Genomic DNA, 19,906 nt, shown 5'->3' on the forward strand with positions numbered 1-19,906 from the left:
GAGATCTTTTGCTGGCGCAAAACATCTTGCCGCGGCAGGCACCACCCGATTTGCGCGCCTCGCCCACGGCGGCGCTTGGTCTGCCTTGCCGGGACGGGCTCCACCACACGGCCAGCTCTAGCCCCGGCAGCCGATCAAGTCCGCCGCGCGCCCACGTAGCGCCGGCCGAGGAAGGGCCTCGCACATGGACATCCAGGTCAGCATCACCGGCAGGATTGCTTTCCCGCCCCGCTTCTTCCCCGCCAAAGGCGACTCGCCCGCCATGTGGTCGGCCAGGCTGGAGGTTAACGGGCCGCCGACGCCCGGCCGCGACGGCCCTCCCTACGTGCCGACCCGAGCGGTCGAGGTGGTCACCTACGGGGCCGCGGCCATCCGCGCCGGCGAGTCCTACCGCATGGGCCACCTGTTGGTGGTCCAGGGATGTGACATGGTCGCCCGGAGCTTCGAGTCCAAGGACCGCGCCGGTCGCGCGACCGTACGCAGCGTCGTGAAGATCACCGCCACCGCGATCGGGCTGTGCTCGCGCTACAGCATGGTCAGCGAAAGCACCCGTCCTTCGCAGCCCAGCGCCGCCTCCCCGCGGATGGTGCAGGGAGCCTCCGCCGCCGTGGCCTGAGTCCCCCGAGCCGAAGAGGCGCCGGCGACCCTCCCGTCGGCGTCTCTTCGTTCCTCCCGCCGCCCGCCCTGCCGGGTCCTCCGCGCTCTCGCCAGCGCAGATGGGCGGGCGGCGGGAACCCTCCTCCACTTCATCCGATAGGAGTCACTGCTCCATGTCCATCACCACCGAAGCCCCCGAGCCATCAGGCTCCGCTCCCGAGGCCGTCGAAACCGCCCCGCCGGTGGACGTCGAACCGGGCGCCGACCTGGAACTGCCCGAGGACTTCCGCCTGGCGCGGATCCCGGTGAGTCATCTCGGCCACTTTCCCGACAACGTGCGGGAGGAGTACCACATCACCCAGGAGTTCTGCGCCTCGCTCAAGGCTCAGCTGCAGGTCCCGCTCACGGTCATCCCCATTCCGGCCGACTACCAGCGCGGCGAAGGAGAACAAGAGCACCGCTGGTGGGTGGTGAAAGGCAACCGCCGCCTGGAAGGTGCCATCACGATCAACCTGCCGAAGCTGCTCTGCCTGATCGACCTGACCAAGGCCGAGGACAAGGCGAGCCTGTTCGTCGACCAGGTCGTGGAGAACGACGACGACTTCCGCATCGGCCTCACCCCCTTCGAGCAGTCCCGCGCCCTGTTCATGGCCCACCAATTGGGCGCCACCCGGACCGAGATCCGCAAGCGGACCGGCCGCACCCGTGAGGAGATCGCCCAGGCGATCGCCGCGGGCAAGCTGTCGGAACCGACCCGCCGCACCGCCCGAGCCATGGAGTACGCCTGGACGCTGGACGAGCTCGCGCTGCTGGACGAGTTCGACGGCGACCAGGAGGCCCTGGCCCAGATCGATACGTACATCTCCAGCTGGGGGCACACAGGCCGGCACGCCATCGAGCGGGTGCGCCGGGAGCGCCAGGAGGCGGCCGCGCACGCCCAGGCGCTGGCCGATCTCGCCGCTGCCGGCATTCCGGTGACTGAGGACGAACCGGCCGGTGCCGTCCGGCTCAGCCGACTCGTCAGCGGGGTGGAGGGTTTCGACCCTGAGCAGCACACCGACTGCCCGGGCCGCGGGGCGTTCTTCTACACCTTGCGCCCGGAACAGCCGGAGCTGTACTGCAGCACCCCCGAGCGGCATGGCTACACCCCGCCGCTGACCATCACGCTTCCGCGGCCAGCCAAGGCCGAGGATGACGGCCCGTCCCGCAAGGTCGTCGTACAGGGCAACCGGGCCTGGATGGCGGCCGCGACGGTTCGCCAGGAGTGGCTGGCCACGTTCTTCGCTCGTAAGAGCGCGCCCAAGCCGGTCGCGAGGTTCGTCACCCGGATACTCAACGACATGCCGGCGCCGGTGCGCGACAAGCTCGGCTCAGCTCCCTTGTCGAAGCTGTACGGCAAGCTCGGTGGGCCCGCGGACCTGGAGGCGGCGCTGGCCACCGCGGCTCCTGGCCGGTTGGCCATGCTGCAACTGTTGCCGATCGCGGTGGCGTGGGAGTACCAGATGAGCGAGGCTTCCGCCGAGTGCAAGAACACCTGGCGCGAGGGTCGCTACAGCCCATGCTCGACCGCTGACGCCGCCGCCTGGCTGCGGTTCCTGGTCAACGAGCTGGGGCCGGAGCTGGGGGAGAAGGCTTACGCGCCGGCGCCCGTCGAGCAGGCCCTGATCGACGGCACCCCCTACCTCGGCGACACGCCCGTCGCCATGGAGCCGGTCACTGCAGGCCGGGAAGGCGACGATCCTGCGGACTCAGCCGTGGACCAGGACGTGTCCGCCGTCGCGGACGATGGGCCCTCACCCGAGCACGGCGTCACCATCACCGACGTCCCGGAGCACGACGAGGCCTCCCACCTTGAACTTCCGGATCCGGAGGCGGCCGATGGCGCGGATGACGTCATCGCCGACGACGGTCTCCAGGCGGCCTGACAACGAGCGTTGCTCTGACTGCCCCATTCCAACCGAGTTTCGGCCTTCCCGCCAAGGAGGCGAAAGGACCTGGCATGACCTGTACCGACACGGAGGTCCGGTGACCATGGCCAACCGTGGATTCGTCGGCTTCGTGGCCGACAAGACCGAGAAGATCGCCTACAACCACTACGACTCCGACCCGACTGGAGTGGGCCTGATCGTGCTGGCATGGCTGCGCACCGCCGCCGAGGCGCCGGACGTGCTACGCGGGCGCGTCGTCGCGCTGCGGGTGGTCACCTCCGGCCGGCCCACTGCAGGCGATATCGAGCGGTACGGCCAGTACGCCGACCCGTACGTTTCGTCCCATGTGATCACCTGGGTGGAACTGCTCTGGAAGACCCAGGGCGACCCCGAGGCGATGCTGCGAGCAGGCGTCATCGACGACGCCTCCTCCTACCCCGTGGACTACTCCGAGTGCGAGTGGGGCTACATCGTCGACCTCGACACCGGAGTCTTCGAGGTGTACCGGGGCCGGCAGGCCGCCCCGCACAACCGCGGCCGCTTCGCCACCCGGCCGCACCCCGACGATCACTATCCGGCGGCCCTGGTCACGGGGTGGCGGTTCGACCAGTTGCCGAGCGACGAGGAGTTCCTCACCGCCCTATAAATCCCGCACCACCTCATCTGGTCCCGGCCACCCGTTCAGGCGGCCGGGACCTTCCCCTTTCCACCCACCTCCACGAATGGGGCGACCCCTGTGAGTTCCGCATCCGCACCCACGCTGACCACCCGCAACGCGAACCTGGAAGACCTCGTCGACCTGCTGCGCCATCAGCAGGCGCACAAGGTCGACGTCGTGGCACACAGCCACCAGATCCGCGCCGAAGGCACCCGCCTGCGCATCAGCACGGCGCCGTTGCTGTCGGAGCGCGGCGTCACCACCACCGCCGGGCTCTACACGCCGACCGGGGTGTGCGACCAGGGCCTCGCAAGCAAACTCGGAATCCCGCTGCCGTACCTGCGCCGCCTGCGCGAGCACAAGCCCGACCTGTACGACGCGAACATCAACGGCTGGCTGGCCGACGCCGACCGGCGCTTCCTCGTACGCGGACTGCACGCAGGCGGCGAGCACGGCATCGCGCGGGCCTTCCTGTCCGACAGCTACCGCATCATCGACAACCTCGACGTCCTGCTGGCGGCCCTGGACGGGGTACGCCAGAGCGGCGTGCAGGTCCAGATCGACGGCTGCGACCTGACCGAACGGCGCATGTACGTCCGCGTGGTCTGCGAGCAGGTCCGAGCCCTCGCCCCGGACCTGCTGCGCGACTACCGAAGCCCGTTCACCGGCGAGCGCGGCGCCGACAACCCGGTCGTGTTCGCCGGGTTCGTGATCACCAACAGCGAGGTCGGCGAGGGAGCGTTCACCATCGTGCCGCGCCTCGTGGTCCAGGTCTGCCGCAACGGCATGACGATCAACGCCGACGCCGCCCGGCACGTCCACCTCGGCGGCCGGATGGACGAGGGCGTGGTGCGCTGGAGCGCCGACACCCAGGACAAGAACCTGGCCCTGATCACCGCCCAGACCCGGGACGCGATCACCACCTTCCTCGACCTCGACTACGTGCGCGCCAAGCTCGACCAGCTGGCCCGGCTGTCCGGCGCCCGCGTCGCCGACCCCGCCGCGACGATCGAGCTGGTGGCCAAGAAGCTCTCCTACAGCGAGGAGCAGCAGCGGCAGATCCTGTCCCACTTCATCCAGGGCGGCGACACCAGCGCCGGCGGCGTCATGCACGCCGTCACTAGCGTCGCCCGGACCCTACCGGACGCCGACGCGGCACATGAGATGGAGGGGCACGCGGTGCGCGTGCTGCACCTGGCCGCGGGCGTCTGAACTCCCCTTTGTCTCCGCGGCCTCCGGTCCGTCTTCCCTCTCCGGGACCGGGGGCCGCGGTTCTCCTTTCTTCCGTACTCCTCCTGATTGGAGGCCATCTGATGTGTCTGTCTGATCTGCCAGGCCCGCGCCCTTTGCCAGTGCCGCGCGCCCAGGCGCTCATCTCCGACGCCCAAGCGATCGAGGACATCTACCGCACGCTGCTGGCCGCCTACGGCAACTGGGGACCGGACACCCTCGCCGCCATCAGCGCCATCATCGCCGCGACCGGCCGCAGCATCGTCGACGTCGAAGCCATCACCACCGACATGATCGAGGACGCGGTCACCGGCTGGCCGATCGCCCGCATCCAGGCCAACCAGATCACCGGCTACGTCCGCCAGACCCTGGACGGCGGCATTTTGGTCGAGCTCTACACCCGCGACCAGCGCGCCGACCGTCAGCTGCGCGTCACCGTCGACGGGCAACTCCTGTACGGACCCGCGCTGACTCAGGCCTGCGACGCCGACAGTTCGACCACGACCTCCACCACGGCCGCGCAGGCGGGGGAGGAGACGGGGCGAGAGCGATGAGCGCTGATGCCCCGATGCGCGTGCGTCACTCGCTGATCGGAGTACCGCATGAGTTCCGGGGAACGCTGGGCAGCTCGGCGCACATGACGGCACGAAATTTGTTCAGGGTCGCGTTATAGGAGCTCATCGTGGGATTCGGTCTTTCCTCAAAATGAAGCGCATTGATCGAGCTGATTGGCGTCAAGTTAGACGCCATCTCGCCAGCTGCTTTCCACGCCTCGTCCGATCCGTACACGTAAACAGCCTCGTATGCGGCCAAGTAAGCTTGCCGGGCCTTCTCCTGCTCGGCATAAGTGAAGTTCTTCTCTTCTTCCGGAAGAATTTCTGGACTATAGCGATTAACAATCATCTGGGCGTAGGCGTCTGCAGTCTTCGTGAAGGTGAAATACACGCTCGCCCGCTTAGATCGGATCTGTTGCTCACGAGCCTCCCGCGCCTGGCGCTCCACGGTATATACCACGCTCTGCTGGGACGCCCATCCACCGATGACGACTCCTATCAGGGTGAAAGAAGCAGTAATCAGCGCAATGAAGAGCGGTGATTGGAACCACCGTGTCCCGCCTGGAGGACCCCCAGCAGCGCTGCGGTTGCCGTGAGATCCGTCCGTGCGTGGCCCCCGCGGATCACTCGATAACTCAGATTGATCGGACATAGTCCAGCCTTAACCCATGCTGACGCGGACATCAAGGCCGCCCCATGTCACATGAGGAGGTGCGGTGTACGGCGCCGGATGTGGCCCGTCGTCGCCATGGCTGCCGCTCACGGCCAGCAGCACCACTACGGGCAACAGCCCGCAGATCCGTGCGTGCAGGGCGTTCCTCGTGGAGGTGCTCGTAGAGGCGAAAGTGGTGGGTGAGATGCCTCACCCACCACCGTGGAGTCGCTCAGCCGCCGATCTGGTAGCGGATTCTCCTGGCGGCGTCCTCGTGCCTGCTCGGGTCGATCTCGTGCCCCTCGAGTGTCAGGCGCTCACGCAGGGGCGGAAAGATTTCGTCGAGCATAGCAACACCGAAGCCAGGGATCACCTCCGCGAGCATAGGGACGGCACCTTCCGGGGTGACCTCGCGAATATTCACGCAAAATATGCGCTTTTCTTCGCGGATCGCATTATTGGCCGCCGCTACGAGGGCTTTACTCGTTCTGCCGTCCCTAAGCTGTACCAAGACGACCACCCACCAGGTGAGGTGAGCTTCGGATCTTCCGAGCAGCAGATCAGGAGAGCCTGGCTAGGAGTTGACCGGCGTCGTCCAGACGCGGGTCTCGTTGATCCGTTCCTTGGCGCGTAGCTCTTCAGCCAGGTCGATCCCCGCGCGATTGGCGATGGCCGCGACATAAATCAGAACGTCGGCCAGCTCTTGACCGACGGAGCCGACCTGGCTGGTCGGGTCGATCGACATGGCAGCCTGCTTACGCACCGCCTTGCAGACCTCGCCGGTCTCCTCGGCCAGCTTCAGGCACTGATCGACGATGCTGCTGTGGGTGAAGCCCCGTTCCTGCTCCATCTCGGCGACGTAGCGCTGAAGTTCTTCCAGCGACGGTGAATGCGTGTTGGGAAGAGGGTGCATGGTGTTCCCGCATGTGACGGATGAGAGCGCCACGCTAGCAGCAGCACCGGTTGTGGCTCGCCGGAATCCGCGATTTTCACCGGTTCAGCTGGCCTGGTGCGATCCGGGGGCGGGGTGCGCGGTACAGGCCCGAGCGTAGGACGGCCGTGTGCCGGGCGGCGGCTGCTCGAACCTCAGGCCGCCGGGCGGCCGGCAGCAGGCGGGGGATGAGCCGGTGGCGTACCCGCCCGGCGGAGGGGTCCCACCTCCAGGTGCCGACCACGCGGCCGTCCAGCACGATCGTGGGCAGGACTTCGCCGATCTGGTTGAACGCCGCGTGCTGGGCGAGATCGCCCAGGTAGCGGCTTCGGGTCTCGAAGTACGCCTTGAGCGCGACATCTTCGTGCGCGAGGAAGTTCACCCCGCTGAGGTAGTCGGCGTCGTCGGCCACGGTGTACTCGGCGAACCGCTGGGCGCTCATGTACAGCGGGCTGTGACTCCACGGGGTGAACAGCCGGACGAGCTTGATGCCCGACCGCTGCAGAGCTTCGGTCACGGTGGTGCGTGACAGTGCCGACCACCAGGTGGCGTCTTTGATGCTGATTGGGCCGTACCGGTCCAGGTAGGTGGCCATCAGGAGTTCGACCGCAGTGTGCGGGTCCAGCGCGGTGTCGAGGGTGGGGTAGGTGCTGGCAGCGAGCGTGAAGACGCGCACCTCACGGTTCCAGCCCGCGGCCTGGTTCAGGTAGGCCAGGACGCCTCGCTCCCAGGCGAGCTTCAGCGCCAGTCGTGTCACCATCACCGGTGTCCCCGCCGCACCCAGCCGGGCCTCGATGGTGCGATGGAACAGCGGCCCTGACGCGCCCAGCTGTTCCACGATGGCGGCGGTGGCCGCGGTGATGGCGGCGTGGCCGTAGCCGGCGTTGACGATAGCGCGCAGGGCGTCTCGTTCGCGGAAGCGCAGTGTGGCGGCGTGCGCGGCGGCGGCGAGGTCCAGGGGCAACGTGTGCAGGGTTTTGCGCATGCATCGTACGGTCACCAGCCGGGAGCGTACGGCGGGGTTGAACAGCTCCAGCGGGATGGACGGGTCGGCGGCGCGGGCCGCCACCGTGGCGAAGGGCGAGGGCAGCCGGGCGGCGTGCAGCCCCAGCCCCGCATCGGCGATCTCCTCCACCCCGGTCCGGCGGGTGTGCGGGGCGAGTCCTTGGCGGGTCAGCACCCAGTTCCACAGCCGGCCGGCCTCCCGAGGGCCGAGGGTGTGGGTTTGCGCCGTCTCGGGGCCGGGGCTAGCCATGCGGGGCAGGCTAGCAACGGTCGTCATCCCTGCGGGCCCCATTCGTCTTCCACGAACCTGCGCAACTCTGCGTAGGACCGCTCGGTTTCGGCCCACGCCTCGTCGTCGCCCCACCAGCGGCGGGTGTTGTGGTGGATGTGGAATTTGCTCCAGTCGCCGTCCCAGCCCGGTTGCTGGTGGGTGCCACGGATGCCGTGCAGCAGCGCGTTGGCGTACACCTCGGTGCCGGGCAGCGGCACGAAACGAAACAGCGACACCCGGCCGAGCATCGGCCGCAGCTCGCGCAGCAGGCCGATGGTCTGCCGCGTGGTCTCGATGTCCTCGCCGGGGTAGCCGTGGATGATGAACACCTTCGCCGAGATCCCGGCGGCCGAGGTCATCTCGACCGCGGCGCGAATCTTGGCCTGGGTGGTGTTCTTCCGCATCGCTTTCAACAGGCGTTCGCTGCCGGATTCCATCCCGTACTTGATTTCGATGCAGCCCGAGGCGGCCATCGTCTCCAGCAGCGCCTGGTCGACGGTATCGACCCGGGACAGGGCCGACCAGCGCAGGCCCAGATCCGCGATCTGGGCGCAGATGGCGGCCACTTTGGTCTTGTTGACGATGAAGTTGTCATCGACGATCGCGAACCCCTCGATGCCGTAGGCGTCGATCAGGTGGGCGAGCTCGACACGGGCGCTGGCCCCTCCTCGGTACTGCATGCGGCGCTGGGCGACCGCGCAGAACGAGCACGGGAAGGGGCAGCCCCGGCTGAACATCACGTGCGCCATGCGTGTATCGGTCCCGGCGAGCCGGTCGGTCAGCACGATGTCCTCGCGCGGCAGCAGGTGCCGGGCGGGCAGCGGCAGGTGGTCGATGTCGCGCATGAGCTGGCGCGCGGGGCTCCGCGTGGTGCGGCCGTCGCGCGCGAACAGCACGCCCGGCACGCCGGTGAAGTCCCGGTCGTGGGCGTGGTCGAGGAGTTGGAGGATGGTGTCTTCGGATTCGCCGTCCGCGACGACGTCGGCGGCCAGATCGTGCAGGACCTCGGCTGGGTAGAAGTTGGCGTGAACACCGCCGGCCATGACGAGTGTGCCGGGGTCGAGCTTGGTCTCGCGGCGGGCCTGGAGCATCAGGCCGTAGGTGGCGGAGGAGGCCAGGCTGAAGCCGACCGCGTCGAAGCCGGTCAGGTTCAGCGCGGTGTGGCCGGGGGCGACGCGGTGGATCTCCACCTGGTGTCCGGCCGCCTCGGTCACCGCAGCCAGGTACAGGACGCCGAACGGCGGGAACTCCTTGCGCCGCTCGCGGAAGCGCGCCATGTCGTAGACCTCGGGGTACAAAAGTGCGACCTTCATGAAGTCACCTCGCTCGAGGTAAGGGGTTGGAGCGGGCGGCGATCGCCGTGGTGATCGGCTCGGCGACGGCTGCGGCGACCGCGCCGGCATCGGCGTGGCCGATCTGGTGGATCAGGGTTGGGGTGCCGGTGGCGCGGAACTGCTCAGCGGTCTCGGCGAACAGGGCGCGCTCTGTTTCGGCGGCGGCCAGGTCGCTGCGGTGGAAGCGGCTGTAGGTGCCGCGCTGCTGGGCTCGGCGAAGGCACACTTGCGGGTCGCCGAGTAGGAACACCGCCAGGTCGGCGCGGCGGGCGTGCCGGTATAGGTTGGTGATGAACGCGACGTCAGCGCCGTCGAGCCGGTCCAGAACGAACGCCGAGGGGACATACCGGTCGCACACGACGACTCGTCCGGCGCGCAGTTCGGGCTCTATCACGGTGGCGATGTGGTGGTAGCGGTCGGCGGCGACCAGGCACGTCAACGCCAGGTTGTGGAAGTCGTGGGTGCCGGAGCGGGCCAAGGCTCCGATCGGGGAGTCGGACGGCTGGGTGGTGTGGAGCACGGGCAGTCCCAATGCGGTGAGGATGTCGGCCAGGAGGCGGCTGCAGGTCGTCTTGCCGACACCGCTGGGGCCGTCCAACGTGATGAGGAAACCTGGAAGACCGTCCGAGCAGGTAAGCGGCATGGCGCTTCTCTTCTCATGGGATGTGGGCCGGGCGTGGTGCCGATGAAGAATCATCCATGGGGATCTCCCCGCGATGAGAGGAAGAGGGTGCCCGGCACCAGCGAAAGACGGAGGGGCGGATACATGCCAGTCGCTGGGCCGTGAGGCTGCTGATGCCGCCCGCGAGTCGCCCGAGGCAACGCACTGATCTCCGCTCGCCGACTCCGGGCAGGGGCCACCGTGCCGGTTCTCGCTCAGACCTGCAGGCCGGCGGCGGCCAGGTCTGAGCGGGTGAACCTCAGCGGCTCACGTTCGGGATGCTTGCCGTCGCGCACCGCGATCAGGTCCGGCTCGCCGGGCACTTCCGCGACCTCCACGCAGGACTCCATGCCATCCTGCTGCTGATTGCCGCCGCACAGCGGCCGGAACTGTGCGCCGGTCAGGCTGCGGTTGTAAATGTCGTTGGCCATCGATCGTTCTCCTTCGGGGGTAGAAGCTCGGACCGGGAGGTGCGAGCTTGAGTCCGATGCGCCGAGGTGGATCATTTCGGCGTGCGGTCGGTGCCTGGGGCACCGGCCGTCAGCGCGCTCGTGGACGACGCGGCACAGCCGGGCGCGTTCCCATATGGGCGGATGGGTGGACAGGATCCGCGCGACGGCGAGGCTCGTTGCGAGGACGCCGGCAAGGAACGCTGTGCCTGCTACGCGAGGTAAGCAGCATCGGCATGGTCAGCCCTCCCGCTCGGGTGCCGGGCTGGCCACCAGCAGCGTCTGTCCGCAAGGCAGGTGCGCGCACCGGTCGATGCTCAGCCCGGCCTGGTTCGCCAGCTCGCGCAGCTCCGAGACGCGGCGCACCCGGCCACCCTGGAACAGGGACATCATCCGGATGTCGGTGCTGTACCAAGGGCTCGCCGTGCCCGGCCGCCGAGGCAGCGTCCCCTCGACGATCCAGACTTCTCCGCCGCCGTTGTCCTGCAGGGCCTGGCGCACGCCCGTCAGCAGGGTGACGCAAGCCTCGGGACTGTAGTTGTGCAGAATCGACGACAGCAGGTAGCGCTCCGCTCCCCGGGGCACGTAGTCGAAGATGTCGGCCGCGATGATCTCGACCCGGCTGAGCAGGCCCTGCCCGGACACGTAGGAGTGGGCGCGCCCGGTGACGGTGGAGCGCTCGGCCAGGATGCCGCGCAGGTGTGGGTGGGCGTGGACGAGGGCGGCCAGGACGCCGCCTAGGCCGCCGCCGAGGTCGGCCACGAGCCGGACGTCGGCCCAGCCGTCGATGGCGGCCAGGTCCCGGCCGACAGGGGTGCTGCGGGCGGTCATGAACCGGTCGAACGTCTCGGCGAGCCCGTTGGTGAAGATCAGGTATTCGTACAGCGGATGGCCCTCTGGAGGTGTGGAGTAACCGCAGCGGACGGTGTCGGGCAGGTGGCCGAGCGCCTCCCGCCAGTACGTTGAGCCGGTGACCAGGACGGCGTGGCGCTGGGACGGGTTGGCATCAGCGGTGAGAACGTGGCCGTCCTCGGTGAGCCGGTATCCGGAGGGGCTGCCACTGACGAAGCTGTGAGCCTGTAGCCAGCCCAGCAACCGGCCCATCATGGCCGGGTCGGCGCCGCAGGCTTCGGCCAGCTCGTCGCTGGTCATCGTCTCGGCCACGAGGGCTTCGAAGACGTCCAGCTCGACGGCGGTGTACAGGGCAGCCGCGTCCGGCAGGGCGTCGAGCATCTTCTGGATGCGCTGGTAGCTGTCGATCGCGGGCACGGCGGGCGGGGTGTCGGGATGCTGGTGGAGGGTCACGGCGCGGGCACCTTCGTCGGAGAGGGGGTGGCCATCGACGGGGTGGCCGGCGGTGAGGGCGGCGCCGGGGAGTGGACGGCGTCCGGGAGCGGCATGAGGAACCGGCTGACGTCGAGCTCGGCCTTGATGTAGCGGTACTCCTGCATCATGTCCGCCACCCGCTGGATGCGGTCCGGGTGGAGATCCAGGGGGAAGGTGCCCAGGGTGATGGTCGCCGCCGTCCCGGGGCTGATCTTGGTGTAGGTGGGCAGCGTTTCGGTGATCACCCTCCTGTCCTGGGCGTCGGCCTGGGCCGCAAGGATGGCGCGTTGGAACGAGATGACCTCGTGGCCGTGCTCCCGGGCGTACTCGGCGGTGGTGGCCCACCCGGCGATCGGCCAGTTCTCCGTCTGGCCCTGCATGACGTCGTAGAGCGTCGCGCCGCCGAGCTGCTGCCAGGCGGTGATGAACGGCTCGGTCATCCAGGCGGCGTCGATGGTGCCGGCCTGCAGGGCAGAAATCATGTCCGGGAGCGGCATCTCAGAGATCCGCACGTCGTCGGCGGTCAGTCCGGCGATCTTCAGCGCGGCCTCGGTCGTGAGTGTGCCGACCGATCGCAAGGTCACGACCGCGATGTGCTTGCCCTTCAGGTCGCCCAGGCCCTTGATGGGCGAGTTCTTGCCGACCATGAGCTTGAAGGTGTTGGGCGCCGACTGGTAGGCGTCCGCGACGATGCGCAGGGTGCCGGGCTGGTTGGCCTCGGAGAGCACTGCGGCGGTGTAGTTCATGATCGCGAAATCCAACTGCCCGGATTTCAGCTTGGGCAGTGCGACGCCGCCGCCCTGCACGGTCGAGATCTCCACCTGGAGACCTTCGTCCTTGAAGTAGCCCTTCATCTTCGCGATGAGGACGGTGACGCAGTCGGGGATGGGCATGATCCCGACCTTGATGGTGCGCAGCGGGCCGCTGGTCGGGGCGGCGAGCGGCGAGGAGCCGCACCCACCCACCAGCATCACCAAAAGCGATAAAGATACGACTCTGCGTAGCCGATTCATGGGGGTGAACATCCAACAGGACAGGGGGAGAGCAGGACACCGCCTGCCGCCTCCCCAGGTGGGGGGATACAAAGGGAAACAGGACCAGAAGGCTAGGGACGAAAGGACCTGAACCCGGCCGCTCAGCTACACGGGGGGCGGCTGAGCGGCCGGGCAGCTAACGCCCCCCGTCACCTTCAGGCGGATCAGGATCCCGTGGCTTGGCGCCGACGCCCTCATCCTGGGACGTCTGCGCGGCGGGCTTACCCCGCGTGCGAACGCCGCCCATGGTCAGCCAAGCCAGCGCAATGCCAGCGTCCATGAGTTCCCTTTCCTTCGAAGATGGAGGACGAGGGCGGGCACGGTGGAGTGCTGCCCTGTTCTCCCTTCTGCGCGCCCGCCGCGCCCGGCAGCGGGACACCGGCTGAGTGGGCAGCGCAGGGCTCTGGATGGCTGCTCGTGGCCCGGCGAGAACCTCCTCTGCACCGGGCCACGAGCGCCTGAAGACGGCGGAGCCCGCCAGGATAAATCCCCCCGGGCGATCACCACGGGCATGAGGAGCGCACCCGGGGAGAGACCGGCTCCGCCGCCAGTCTGGGTAGCCGCCGCCGGTCACTGTTCCGCCTCCTGGGTGGTGCCCAGCAGGAAGTACTGCCGGGTTTCAACGGGGCGGCGCACCTCGGCGGCAACGGCCGTGAAGTACGGGGCGCGCGGGATCATCGCGGACTCGTACTCGTAGTCGGGGTGCCAGGCCGCGGTGGTGACGAAGCCGGGCCGCAGCGGGACACAACCCGGTAGCACCAAGTCGGCGATCTCCTGCACGCTGCGCAGGTAGAGCTGGGCCCCGGTCTGCTCCTCATAGAAGTCGCGGGCGGCCTGGACCTGTTCGGGCCGGTAGTGGGGCTGGTCGCTCGTCGCGTGCGTGACCAGGACGAGGCTGCCGGGCGCGAGGAAGTCGTACAGCTCCTCCATCACCTCCTTCACTTCGTCGTCGGTGAAGAAGTGGAGGATGGCGCCGAGCACGACGCAGACCGGGCGTCCGGTCTCGATCACTGACAGCAGCTCATAGGTGCGATACAGCGCGCAGATGTCGCGTGCGTCGGCCTCGATCATGGTGACGCCGCTGCCTTGCAGCAGGGCCCGGCCATGCGTGCACACCATCGGATCGTTGTCGACGTAGATGAACCGCGCGTCCTTCACGGTGCGCTGGGCTACCTCGTGCAGGTTCGGCGGCTGGTCCGGCAGTCCGGACCCCAGGTCGATGTACTGGCGGATACCGAGGTCCGCCGCGGTCGCGACCATCCGCCGCAGGCAGGCGCGGTTGCCAGGCACGATGAGCCGCATTCCGGGCAGGATCTCATCCAGCGCGGCAGCGTTGGTTTGGTCGACCTTGAAGTGGTCCTTGCCGTACCCGAGCGCCCCGTACAGGCGGGCCGTGGTCGAATTCGCGGAGCCGTGCTCGTGTTCCCGTTCCGGGATGCTCATCGAAGGCTGACCTCCGGCATGGAATGGGCAGAACTGAAGCGGATGTCGGCTGCGCTGAAGAAGGGCTCCTCCTCCTGACACAGTTCGGCGTACCGGACGGCGATGCGCCGGGCGGTCCTCTCCACGAAGGGGGTGAGGACGTAGGTGTAGACGCGCTGCCCTGAGATGGAGGTACGGCCGGTCCACCACCAGCAGCGGAGGCCGTCCGTCCAGCAGGCCAGCTCGGTCGCAACCGACACCAGCGCCATCTTGTCCCCGTGGTGGACGTCGGAGGATATGCAGTACGCCTGCCAAAGCTCGGACTGGAGCCGGTACGCGGCAACACCGGCCACGCCCGGTAGGCCTGTCCACGTGTGCAGATGACCGGCGTACGCGGCGGCGATCCGTTCGGCTGGGGTGGGGGGCGGCATGATGAGATCCCTTTCAATGGCGTCCCACGCCTGGTTTTCGGGAGGCGGGACCGGGGCGATGCTCTCAAGAGTCCAATCGCCGGCAGGAAGCGCTGGACTTCGTGCTATCCAGAGGATGCCAATACAGTGACGTTCCGTCACGGGCAGTGATGTCCAAGAATTCTGGACACCCGCCGACGTCTCCTACCTCGGAAAACACAGCAGGACTGGCCTAGGAATGGTCACTTTGTCCCTAGCAGGACCGATCCCGCCGAGCCGCCCACAGTTAACGTGGTTGAGGGAAGATCCAAGGCCGCAGGGAGTCATCGTCTATGGCTAGAGAGCCCAAGCAAGGCGCCCGCGCTGAGCGTGAAACCCTGCGGGCCGAAATGGCAGAAGCCGGATGCAGCACCGTCCAGATCGTCGCTGAGATGCGCGCGAGGTGGCGTATCCGGCCGAGGGAGGCATGGCGGCACGCTCACGGCTGGAGCCTCCAGCAGGCAGCCACCAAACTCAACGTGGCCGCCGCCCAGGGCCGCGGGAAAGCCGTGGCCGCCGACGCCAGCCTGGTGGGCAAGTGGGAGAAGTGGCCAGGCCCGTCCAGCCGCCGTCCCACTCTGCACGTGCTCACCCTCCTCGCACAGGTGTACGGGTGCACGATCGTCGACCTGCTGGACCTGAACGACCGGCGGGCCATGCCCGACGAGGAGCTACAACTGATCAACCAGCCGCCCACAGACCCTGACCCGGCGCCCGAGCCACCGCAAGCCGCCGGCCTCGATCCCGCGGACCCGCAGCCGCTCAACGGCGCCGAACTGCTCAACACCGCGGCCGCCGAATCGGCTACCTGGGCGCAGTGGGCCGAAGCTACCAACATCGGCGACATCGCCCTCGAACAACTCCAAGCCGACACACGGGCACTGGCCCGCTCGTACCTCACCGGCGACCCATTGGAGGTGTTCCGGTCAGCGCGGCACCTGCGGGATCAGGTGTTCGCGTTGCTCGAAGGCCGCCAGTATCCGCGCCAAAGCGCCGAGCTGTACGCGACGGCCGGGTACCTGTGCGCGCTGCTGGCGTGGATCAGCTCCGACCTGGGGCAGCTCAGCGCGGCTGACACGCACGGCCGCACCGCCTGGTTGTGCGCCGAACTGACCGGCCATGACGATCTGCGTGCGTGGGTGCTGTCCACGCGCAGCAAGATCGCGTTCTGGGACGGCAGGTATCGCGACGCGATCAACCTCGCCCGGCGGGGAGCGTCCTACCGCCCGCACGGCACTGCCGGCATCCTGCTCGCCTGCCAGGAGGCAGACGCGTGGGCCGCGCTCGGCGGTGATGACGACGCCCGTGCCGCTCTGGCCCGCGCGGATGCCGCCCGCGACCATATGGACGGCGTCGACGAGGTGGCTGGGCTGTTCACTTGCTCGCCCTTCCGGCACGCCAACTACGGTTCGTCGGTGCTGCTACGCATCGGCAGACCAGACGACGCGCTATGTGAAGCAGACCGCGCCCTTGCCGACACGCGGCACCAGCCGCAGGCGTACGGGACGGTCGCCCAGGTCCGTATCGTTCAGGCGACAGCGCATCTGGCGCTCGGGCAGCCGGACGGGGCTCGTGCGCCCGTGCGGGCCATCCTCGCGATCCCGCCGCACCAGCGGCTCGACCCCGTCACTCGGCGTGTCCGGGAACTGGCCGCTGCGCTCGCCCGCTCACCGATGGGCGGCAGCACGCCCGGAGTGGTGCTCCGGCAGGAGATTGAGGAATGGGAGCGGGCGACGGTATCGCGCATGATCGCTCTTGATAGGGGAGACTCCCGCTGAAGCACCGCACCCGAAACGGAGGAAGGTGCATGACCGAGGAGCCGATGGCGGACCACTGGTGGTGGCGTCCCGGGTGGCGGCAAGGCCGCCGTTTCTACACCTGGCACCTCACCTTCGATCACGCACACGACGTTCACCGGCTTGCCCGCAGGTACCGTGATGGGCTGGCCAGGGTGAAAGGGCTGGACCTGGTGCCCGATCGGTGGCTGCATCTGACCATGCAGGGGCTGGGCTTCGTCGATGAGCTTGCCGAGGTCGATGTGCGTGCCATCGTGGACGCCGCCCGCGCCCGGCTGGCCACGGTGCCGCCCTTCACGATCACGCTGGACCGGCCCAGGATCACCCCAGAGGCGATCCGGTGGGAGGCCCACCCGCAGCAGCCCGTCGTCGCGGTGCGGAACGCGATCCGCGACGCCATCGCCTCCGTGTGGCCCGCCGTGCCGGAGCCTGCCGAAGCGTTCGCCGGACACGTGACCATCGCCTACAGCAACGCGCAGAGGCCGCCCCAACCTGTTGCCGATGCGCTCGACACGGTGCAGGCCGTGCCGGCGCTCACGCTCGTCCGCAAGGCGGAGCTGATCGTCCTTGGCAGGGACAGGCGTATGTACGAGTGGGAGGAATACGCGACCGCGCCGCTCGGCGGGTAAGCCAACGTAATTCGGACCCATACTCATCGATCATGGTACGTATCAGAACTCGTATCACCACCGGCCTCGCGAAACGAGCCCGAGACCGCAGTCGAGATCTCCGGTCTGGCGGCTCACCCCCACGGGCGTGGGGAACGGTCTTCGCGGGACAGGGCGGCCCCGGTCCACAGCGGCTCACCCCCACGGGCGTGGGGAACGGATGTGCCCCGTCCCGATCAGCGTGTAGGACACCGGCTCACCCCCACGGGCGTGGGGAACGGTCCGGGGCGAGGATCATCACCTCGGGCGGTGGCGGCTCACCCCCACGGGCGTGGGGAACGGTCCGGGGCGAGGATCATCACCTCGGGCGGTGGCGGCTCACCCCCACGGGCGTGGGGAACGGGTCACGGCGCCCGACTGGTGAACCATCGCATCCGGCTCACCCCCACGGGCGTGGGGAACGGGAGAGCAGCCAGGCGGGGGGTGCGGCGGGAGACCGGCTCACCCCCACGGCGTGGGGAACGGGCGTACGACCTCGCCTCCGAGGGCGGCACATACGGCTCACCCCCACGGGCGTGGGGAACGGAAACCTAACAGTCGGTCGCGCGTCACACACCTCGGCTCACCCCCACGGGCGTGGGGAACGGTCCCGCACCTGACGCGACAGGCGGGCCACCTGCGGCTCACCCCCACGGGCGTGGGGAACGGGGAAGGCCACCCGCCGTCGCCCGCCTGGAGCAGGGCTCACCCCCACGGGCGTGGGGAACGGCATCTCCAGGGTGTTGTACTGGGTGTTCCAGGCGGCTCACCCCCACGGGCGTGGGGAACGGAAGGAAAGACCTCCGTAGGAGCCCTGGGCCCACGGCTCACCCCCACGGGCGTGGGGAACGGTGGGCCATCTCCGCTTCGAGCTTCTGCACCCGCGGCTCACCCCCACGGGCGTGGGGAACGGACGCCGAGAAGAAGGTCAGCCTCGCCGCGTTCCGGCTCACCCCCACGGGCGTGGGGAACGGATCGCACCCCCAGAGCCCGACGCCAAGCTCGGCGGCTCACCCCCACGGGCGTGGGGAACGGGCCCCGGTGGCGCCCCAGCCGAACGCCGACCGCGGCTCACCCCCACGGGCGTGGGGAACGGTCCGCATGATCGCCCGCCGTCCGGGCGACAAGCGGCTCACCCCCACGGGCGTGGGGAACGGGACGCCCTGCGCTCGTCGGTGCAGGACGCGTTCGGCTCACCCCCACGGGCGTGGGGAACGGAGAGCCTATCCCAACCTCGGTAGCAATCAGTCCGGCTCACCCCCACGGGCGTGGGGAACGGGGGGACGTGGCGTACATGCTCCGCGCCGGGACCGGCTCACCCCCACGGGCGTGGGGAACGGCGCTCGACCGCCTCGGCCAGCTGGTGACCCCGCTGGCTCACCCCCACGGGCGTGGGGAACGGGCGTCCATGTCCGCCAGGACCCGCGCGTGATCCGGCTCACCCCCACGGGCGTGGGGAACGGCTCCGCGACCCGCTCGTTCGACTGGGCCGTGACGGCTCACCCCCACGGGCGTGGGGAACGGACCGGCCGGCCGCCGCCGGCGATCGTTGACACCGGCTCACCCCCACGGGCGTGGGGAACGGACTTGCTGACCTGCTCAAAGACCGGTGACCTGGGCCTTTCTAGCGTGTCGGTGTTTGTCGGCGTTGATGGCAGGCGACCTCGTACTGGCGGTCATGGTTGAGGAGGAAGCTCGGGAAGGAAGCGAATGAGCTGGAGGCCGTCGAAGTCTGTGACATGGCGACGGCGCTCGCCCGCAGTGCGGATGGTGAACCCCTGCTCGTTGTCGTCCGGGTGCAGGCACACAGCGGCGCCATCGGCGATGCACTGGCTGACGGCTGACCAGAGCTGGTCACGGACTCGAGCTGAGACTGTCCCCACGTACAGCCCCGGCGCGGGTTCGACGAGCCAGCGTGACAAGGCGCCGCGTACGTGATCGGGGACGGCGGTCGTCGAGATGACGATCATGGATGCCATGAGTCACGTCCTCTTCCGGCCAGGATCACCAGCTACTGCTACCACGGAATCTCGACGTCGCCGGCGGCTTCGTCGCCATAGTTGACCCCGGCCGGAAGAGAACCGAGGTCGGGATCCCATAGGTGAACGATGTCGGTGTCGCCACCTTGGGCGGACGGCAGTGCTACATCGGGCGCGATCATTCTCTGGACGTCAGGAACGATGGTGGACATGAGCTTGTACAGACGGAACTCCTCGCGGAGCCGCATGCGGGCCTCTCGCTCCGGCCGCATGGAGCCGGCCAGGGAGAAGGCGAGCGGAATGGTGATCTTCGCCTTGTACAGGTCGGCGATGTCGTACACGAAGGCCATCTGGGTGCCGGAGTGGATGAATCCGAGAGCCGGTGAGCAGCCGAGCGCCAGAACGGCCGCGTGGACGACGCCGTAGAGAGCGGCGTTGGCCGCCGACAAAGCCAGATTCACCGGATCTTGGTCATCCCAGGCGGCGGGATCGTAGTTGCGGCGAAAACGCGTGATCCCGTGCTTGGTGGCCAGCATCCGGTAGAGCGCCTTGACCCGCTGCCCCTCCAAGCCCCGCAACTGGGCGAGCCCGGCACCAGACGGCGCGGTGCCGAAGCGGTGCTGGTACATCCGGACGGCCACGCGCAGGCGTTCGTCCTCGTCGGCCCAGGCACGCGCCTGATGCTCCAGCCATTCGGTAGTGAGCTGGGCGGGCAGGATCCCGGCGTAGGACCGTACGCCACCCGCGCCGACGCACACCAGCGATGTGCCATGGCGTGCGAAGGTGGCCAGGGCCGGCTGAGTGATGGACGTACCAGGGCCGAGCAGGACGCAAGCCAGCGACGCCGCTGGCAGGTAGACCCGCTCGATTCCCCGCGGAGATTCGACCTGGGCGCACACGCCGGTGTCGTCCTGGACGATCCGGACGCTCTCCATGTAGAGAAACGACAGCGAGTCGGAGATACGCGGGAGCATGGGGTCGGC

20 protein-coding genes and 2 CRISPR repeat arrays are annotated in these 19,906 nt (G+C 68.6%); of the genes, 7 read left to right on the plus strand and 13 right to left on the minus strand.

The window, feature by feature from the left end; all coding sequences use genetic code 11:
• Positions 1-184: 184 nt before the first annotated feature.
• The 5 genes from KME79_RS24205 to KME79_RS24225 all read left to right on the plus strand — a co-directional run bounded on the left by KME79_RS24205 (position 185) and on the right by KME79_RS24225 (position 4,967).
• On the plus strand, positions 185-616 hold the full coding sequence (locus KME79_RS24205) for a hypothetical protein (protein ID WP_219546461.1): 432 nt from the start codon (positions 185-187) through the stop codon (positions 614-616).
• A 154-nt stretch (positions 617-770) separates the two neighbouring features.
• Positions 771-2,522, plus strand: a complete 1,752-nt coding sequence (locus tag KME79_RS24210; protein ID WP_219546462.1) for a ParB/RepB/Spo0J family partition protein — start codon at positions 771-773, stop codon at positions 2,520-2,522.
• A gap of 100 nt (positions 2,523-2,622) precedes the next feature.
• A complete protein-coding gene (locus tag KME79_RS24215; RefSeq protein WP_219546463.1) occupies positions 2,623-3,171 on the plus strand; it encodes a hypothetical protein in 549 nt (182 codons plus the stop codon).
• A 90-nt stretch (positions 3,172-3,261) separates the two neighbouring features.
• The gene (locus tag KME79_RS24220; RefSeq protein ID WP_219546464.1) at positions 3,262-4,395 is read left to right on the plus strand and encodes a DUF932 domain-containing protein; all 1,134 of its coding nucleotides are present in this window, start codon (positions 3,262-3,264) and stop codon (positions 4,393-4,395) included.
• A 140-nt stretch (positions 4,396-4,535) separates the two neighbouring features.
• Positions 4,536-4,967: a hypothetical protein gene (locus KME79_RS24225; RefSeq protein ID WP_219546465.1), complete on the plus strand. Its 432-nt coding sequence runs from the start codon at positions 4,536-4,538 to the stop codon at positions 4,965-4,967.
• Between the two features lie 25 nt (positions 4,968-4,992).
• On the opposite strand, the gene KME79_RS24230 is transcribed toward KME79_RS24225, so the two are convergent.
• The 11 genes from KME79_RS24230 to KME79_RS24280 form a co-directional block, all read right to left on the minus strand.
• Positions 4,993-5,415: a hypothetical protein gene (locus KME79_RS24230; protein WP_219546466.1), complete on the minus strand. Its 423-nt coding sequence runs from the start codon at positions 5,413-5,415 to the stop codon at positions 4,993-4,995.
• A gap of 436 nt (positions 5,416-5,851) precedes the next feature.
• Entirely contained in the window at positions 5,852-6,004 is a 153-nt protein-coding gene (locus KME79_RS24235) for a hypothetical protein (protein ID WP_219546467.1), read from the minus strand.
• Between the two features lie 189 nt (positions 6,005-6,193).
• Positions 6,194-6,532: a MazG nucleotide pyrophosphohydrolase domain-containing protein gene (locus KME79_RS24240; protein WP_219546468.1), complete on the minus strand. Its 339-nt coding sequence runs from the start codon at positions 6,530-6,532 to the stop codon at positions 6,194-6,196.
• Positions 6,533-6,608: 76 nt separating this feature from the next.
• Complete coding sequence (locus tag KME79_RS24245; protein ID WP_219546469.1) at positions 6,609-7,805, minus strand: DNA glycosylase AlkZ-like family protein; 1,197 nt, start codon at positions 7,803-7,805, stop codon at positions 6,609-6,611.
• A 23-nt stretch (positions 7,806-7,828) separates the two neighbouring features.
• On the minus strand, positions 7,829-9,139 hold the full coding sequence (locus tag KME79_RS24250; protein ID WP_219546470.1) for a B12-binding domain-containing radical SAM protein: 1,311 nt from the start codon (positions 9,137-9,139) through the stop codon (positions 7,829-7,831).
• 4 nt (positions 9,140-9,143) lie between these two features.
• Positions 9,144-9,758: a dTMP kinase gene (locus KME79_RS24255; protein WP_219546471.1), complete on the minus strand. Its 615-nt coding sequence runs from the start codon at positions 9,756-9,758 to the stop codon at positions 9,144-9,146.
• 278 nt (positions 9,759-10,036) lie between these two features.
• The gene (locus KME79_RS24260; RefSeq protein ID WP_219546472.1) at positions 10,037-10,252 is read right to left on the minus strand and encodes a DUF397 domain-containing protein; all 216 of its coding nucleotides are present in this window, start codon (positions 10,250-10,252) and stop codon (positions 10,037-10,039) included.
• Positions 10,253-10,510: 258 nt separating this feature from the next.
• Complete coding sequence (locus KME79_RS24265) at positions 10,511-11,575, minus strand: methyltransferase (RefSeq protein WP_219546473.1); 1,065 nt, start codon at positions 11,573-11,575, stop codon at positions 10,511-10,513.
• Positions 11,572-12,567 (minus strand): ABC transporter substrate-binding protein, encoded by a 996-nt coding sequence (locus KME79_RS24270; protein WP_246640355.1) that lies wholly within the window; start codon positions 12,565-12,567, stop codon positions 11,572-11,574. Before KME79_RS24270 ends, KME79_RS24265 begins: the two co-directional genes overlap by 4 nt.
• Positions 12,568-13,200: 633 nt before the next feature.
• Entirely contained in the window at positions 13,201-14,073 is an 873-nt protein-coding gene (locus KME79_RS24275; protein WP_219546475.1) for an SAM-dependent methyltransferase, read from the minus strand.
• Positions 14,070-14,483 (minus strand): hypothetical protein, encoded by a 414-nt coding sequence (locus tag KME79_RS24280; RefSeq protein ID WP_219546476.1) that lies wholly within the window; start codon positions 14,481-14,483, stop codon positions 14,070-14,072. Before KME79_RS24280 ends, KME79_RS24275 begins: the two co-directional genes overlap by 4 nt.
• Positions 14,484-14,794: 311 nt before the next feature.
• Here KME79_RS24280 and KME79_RS24285 point away from each other — a divergent pair, with 311 nt between their 5' ends.
• Positions 14,795-16,279 (plus strand): helix-turn-helix domain-containing protein, encoded by a 1,485-nt coding sequence (locus KME79_RS24285; RefSeq protein ID WP_219546477.1) that lies wholly within the window; start codon positions 14,795-14,797, stop codon positions 16,277-16,279.
• 29 nt (positions 16,280-16,308) lie between these two features.
• Positions 16,309-16,926: a 2'-5' RNA ligase family protein gene (locus tag KME79_RS24290; RefSeq protein WP_219546478.1), complete on the plus strand. Its 618-nt coding sequence runs from the start codon at positions 16,309-16,311 to the stop codon at positions 16,924-16,926.
• Between the two features lie 109 nt (positions 16,927-17,035).
• Positions 17,036-17,370: direct repeats of the CRISPR family, unit length 29 nt; unit sequence CGGCTCACCCCCACGGGCGTGGGGAACGG.
• 92 nt (positions 17,371-17,462) lie between these two features.
• Positions 17,463-18,529: a CRISPR direct-repeat array (repeat unit 29 nt; unit sequence CGGCTCACCCCCACGGGCGTGGGGAACGG).
• 91 nt (positions 18,530-18,620) lie between these two features.
• On the opposite strand, the gene cas2e is transcribed toward KME79_RS24290, so the two are convergent.
• A complete protein-coding gene (gene cas2e, locus KME79_RS24295; RefSeq protein WP_219546479.1) occupies positions 18,621-18,923 on the minus strand; it encodes a type I-E CRISPR-associated endoribonuclease Cas2e in 303 nt (100 codons plus the stop codon).
• A 38-nt stretch (positions 18,924-18,961) separates the two neighbouring features.
• A complete protein-coding gene (cas1e, locus tag KME79_RS24300) occupies positions 18,962-19,897 on the minus strand; it encodes a type I-E CRISPR-associated endonuclease Cas1e (protein WP_219546480.1) in 936 nt (311 codons plus the stop codon).
• Positions 19,898-19,906 lie beyond the last annotated feature (9 nt).

Origin of the sequence: Nonomuraea harbinensis (genome assembly GCF_019396385.1) — a bacterium.
Classification (GTDB): domain Bacteria; phylum Actinomycetota; class Actinomycetes; order Streptosporangiales; family Streptosporangiaceae; genus Nonomuraea; species Nonomuraea ferruginea.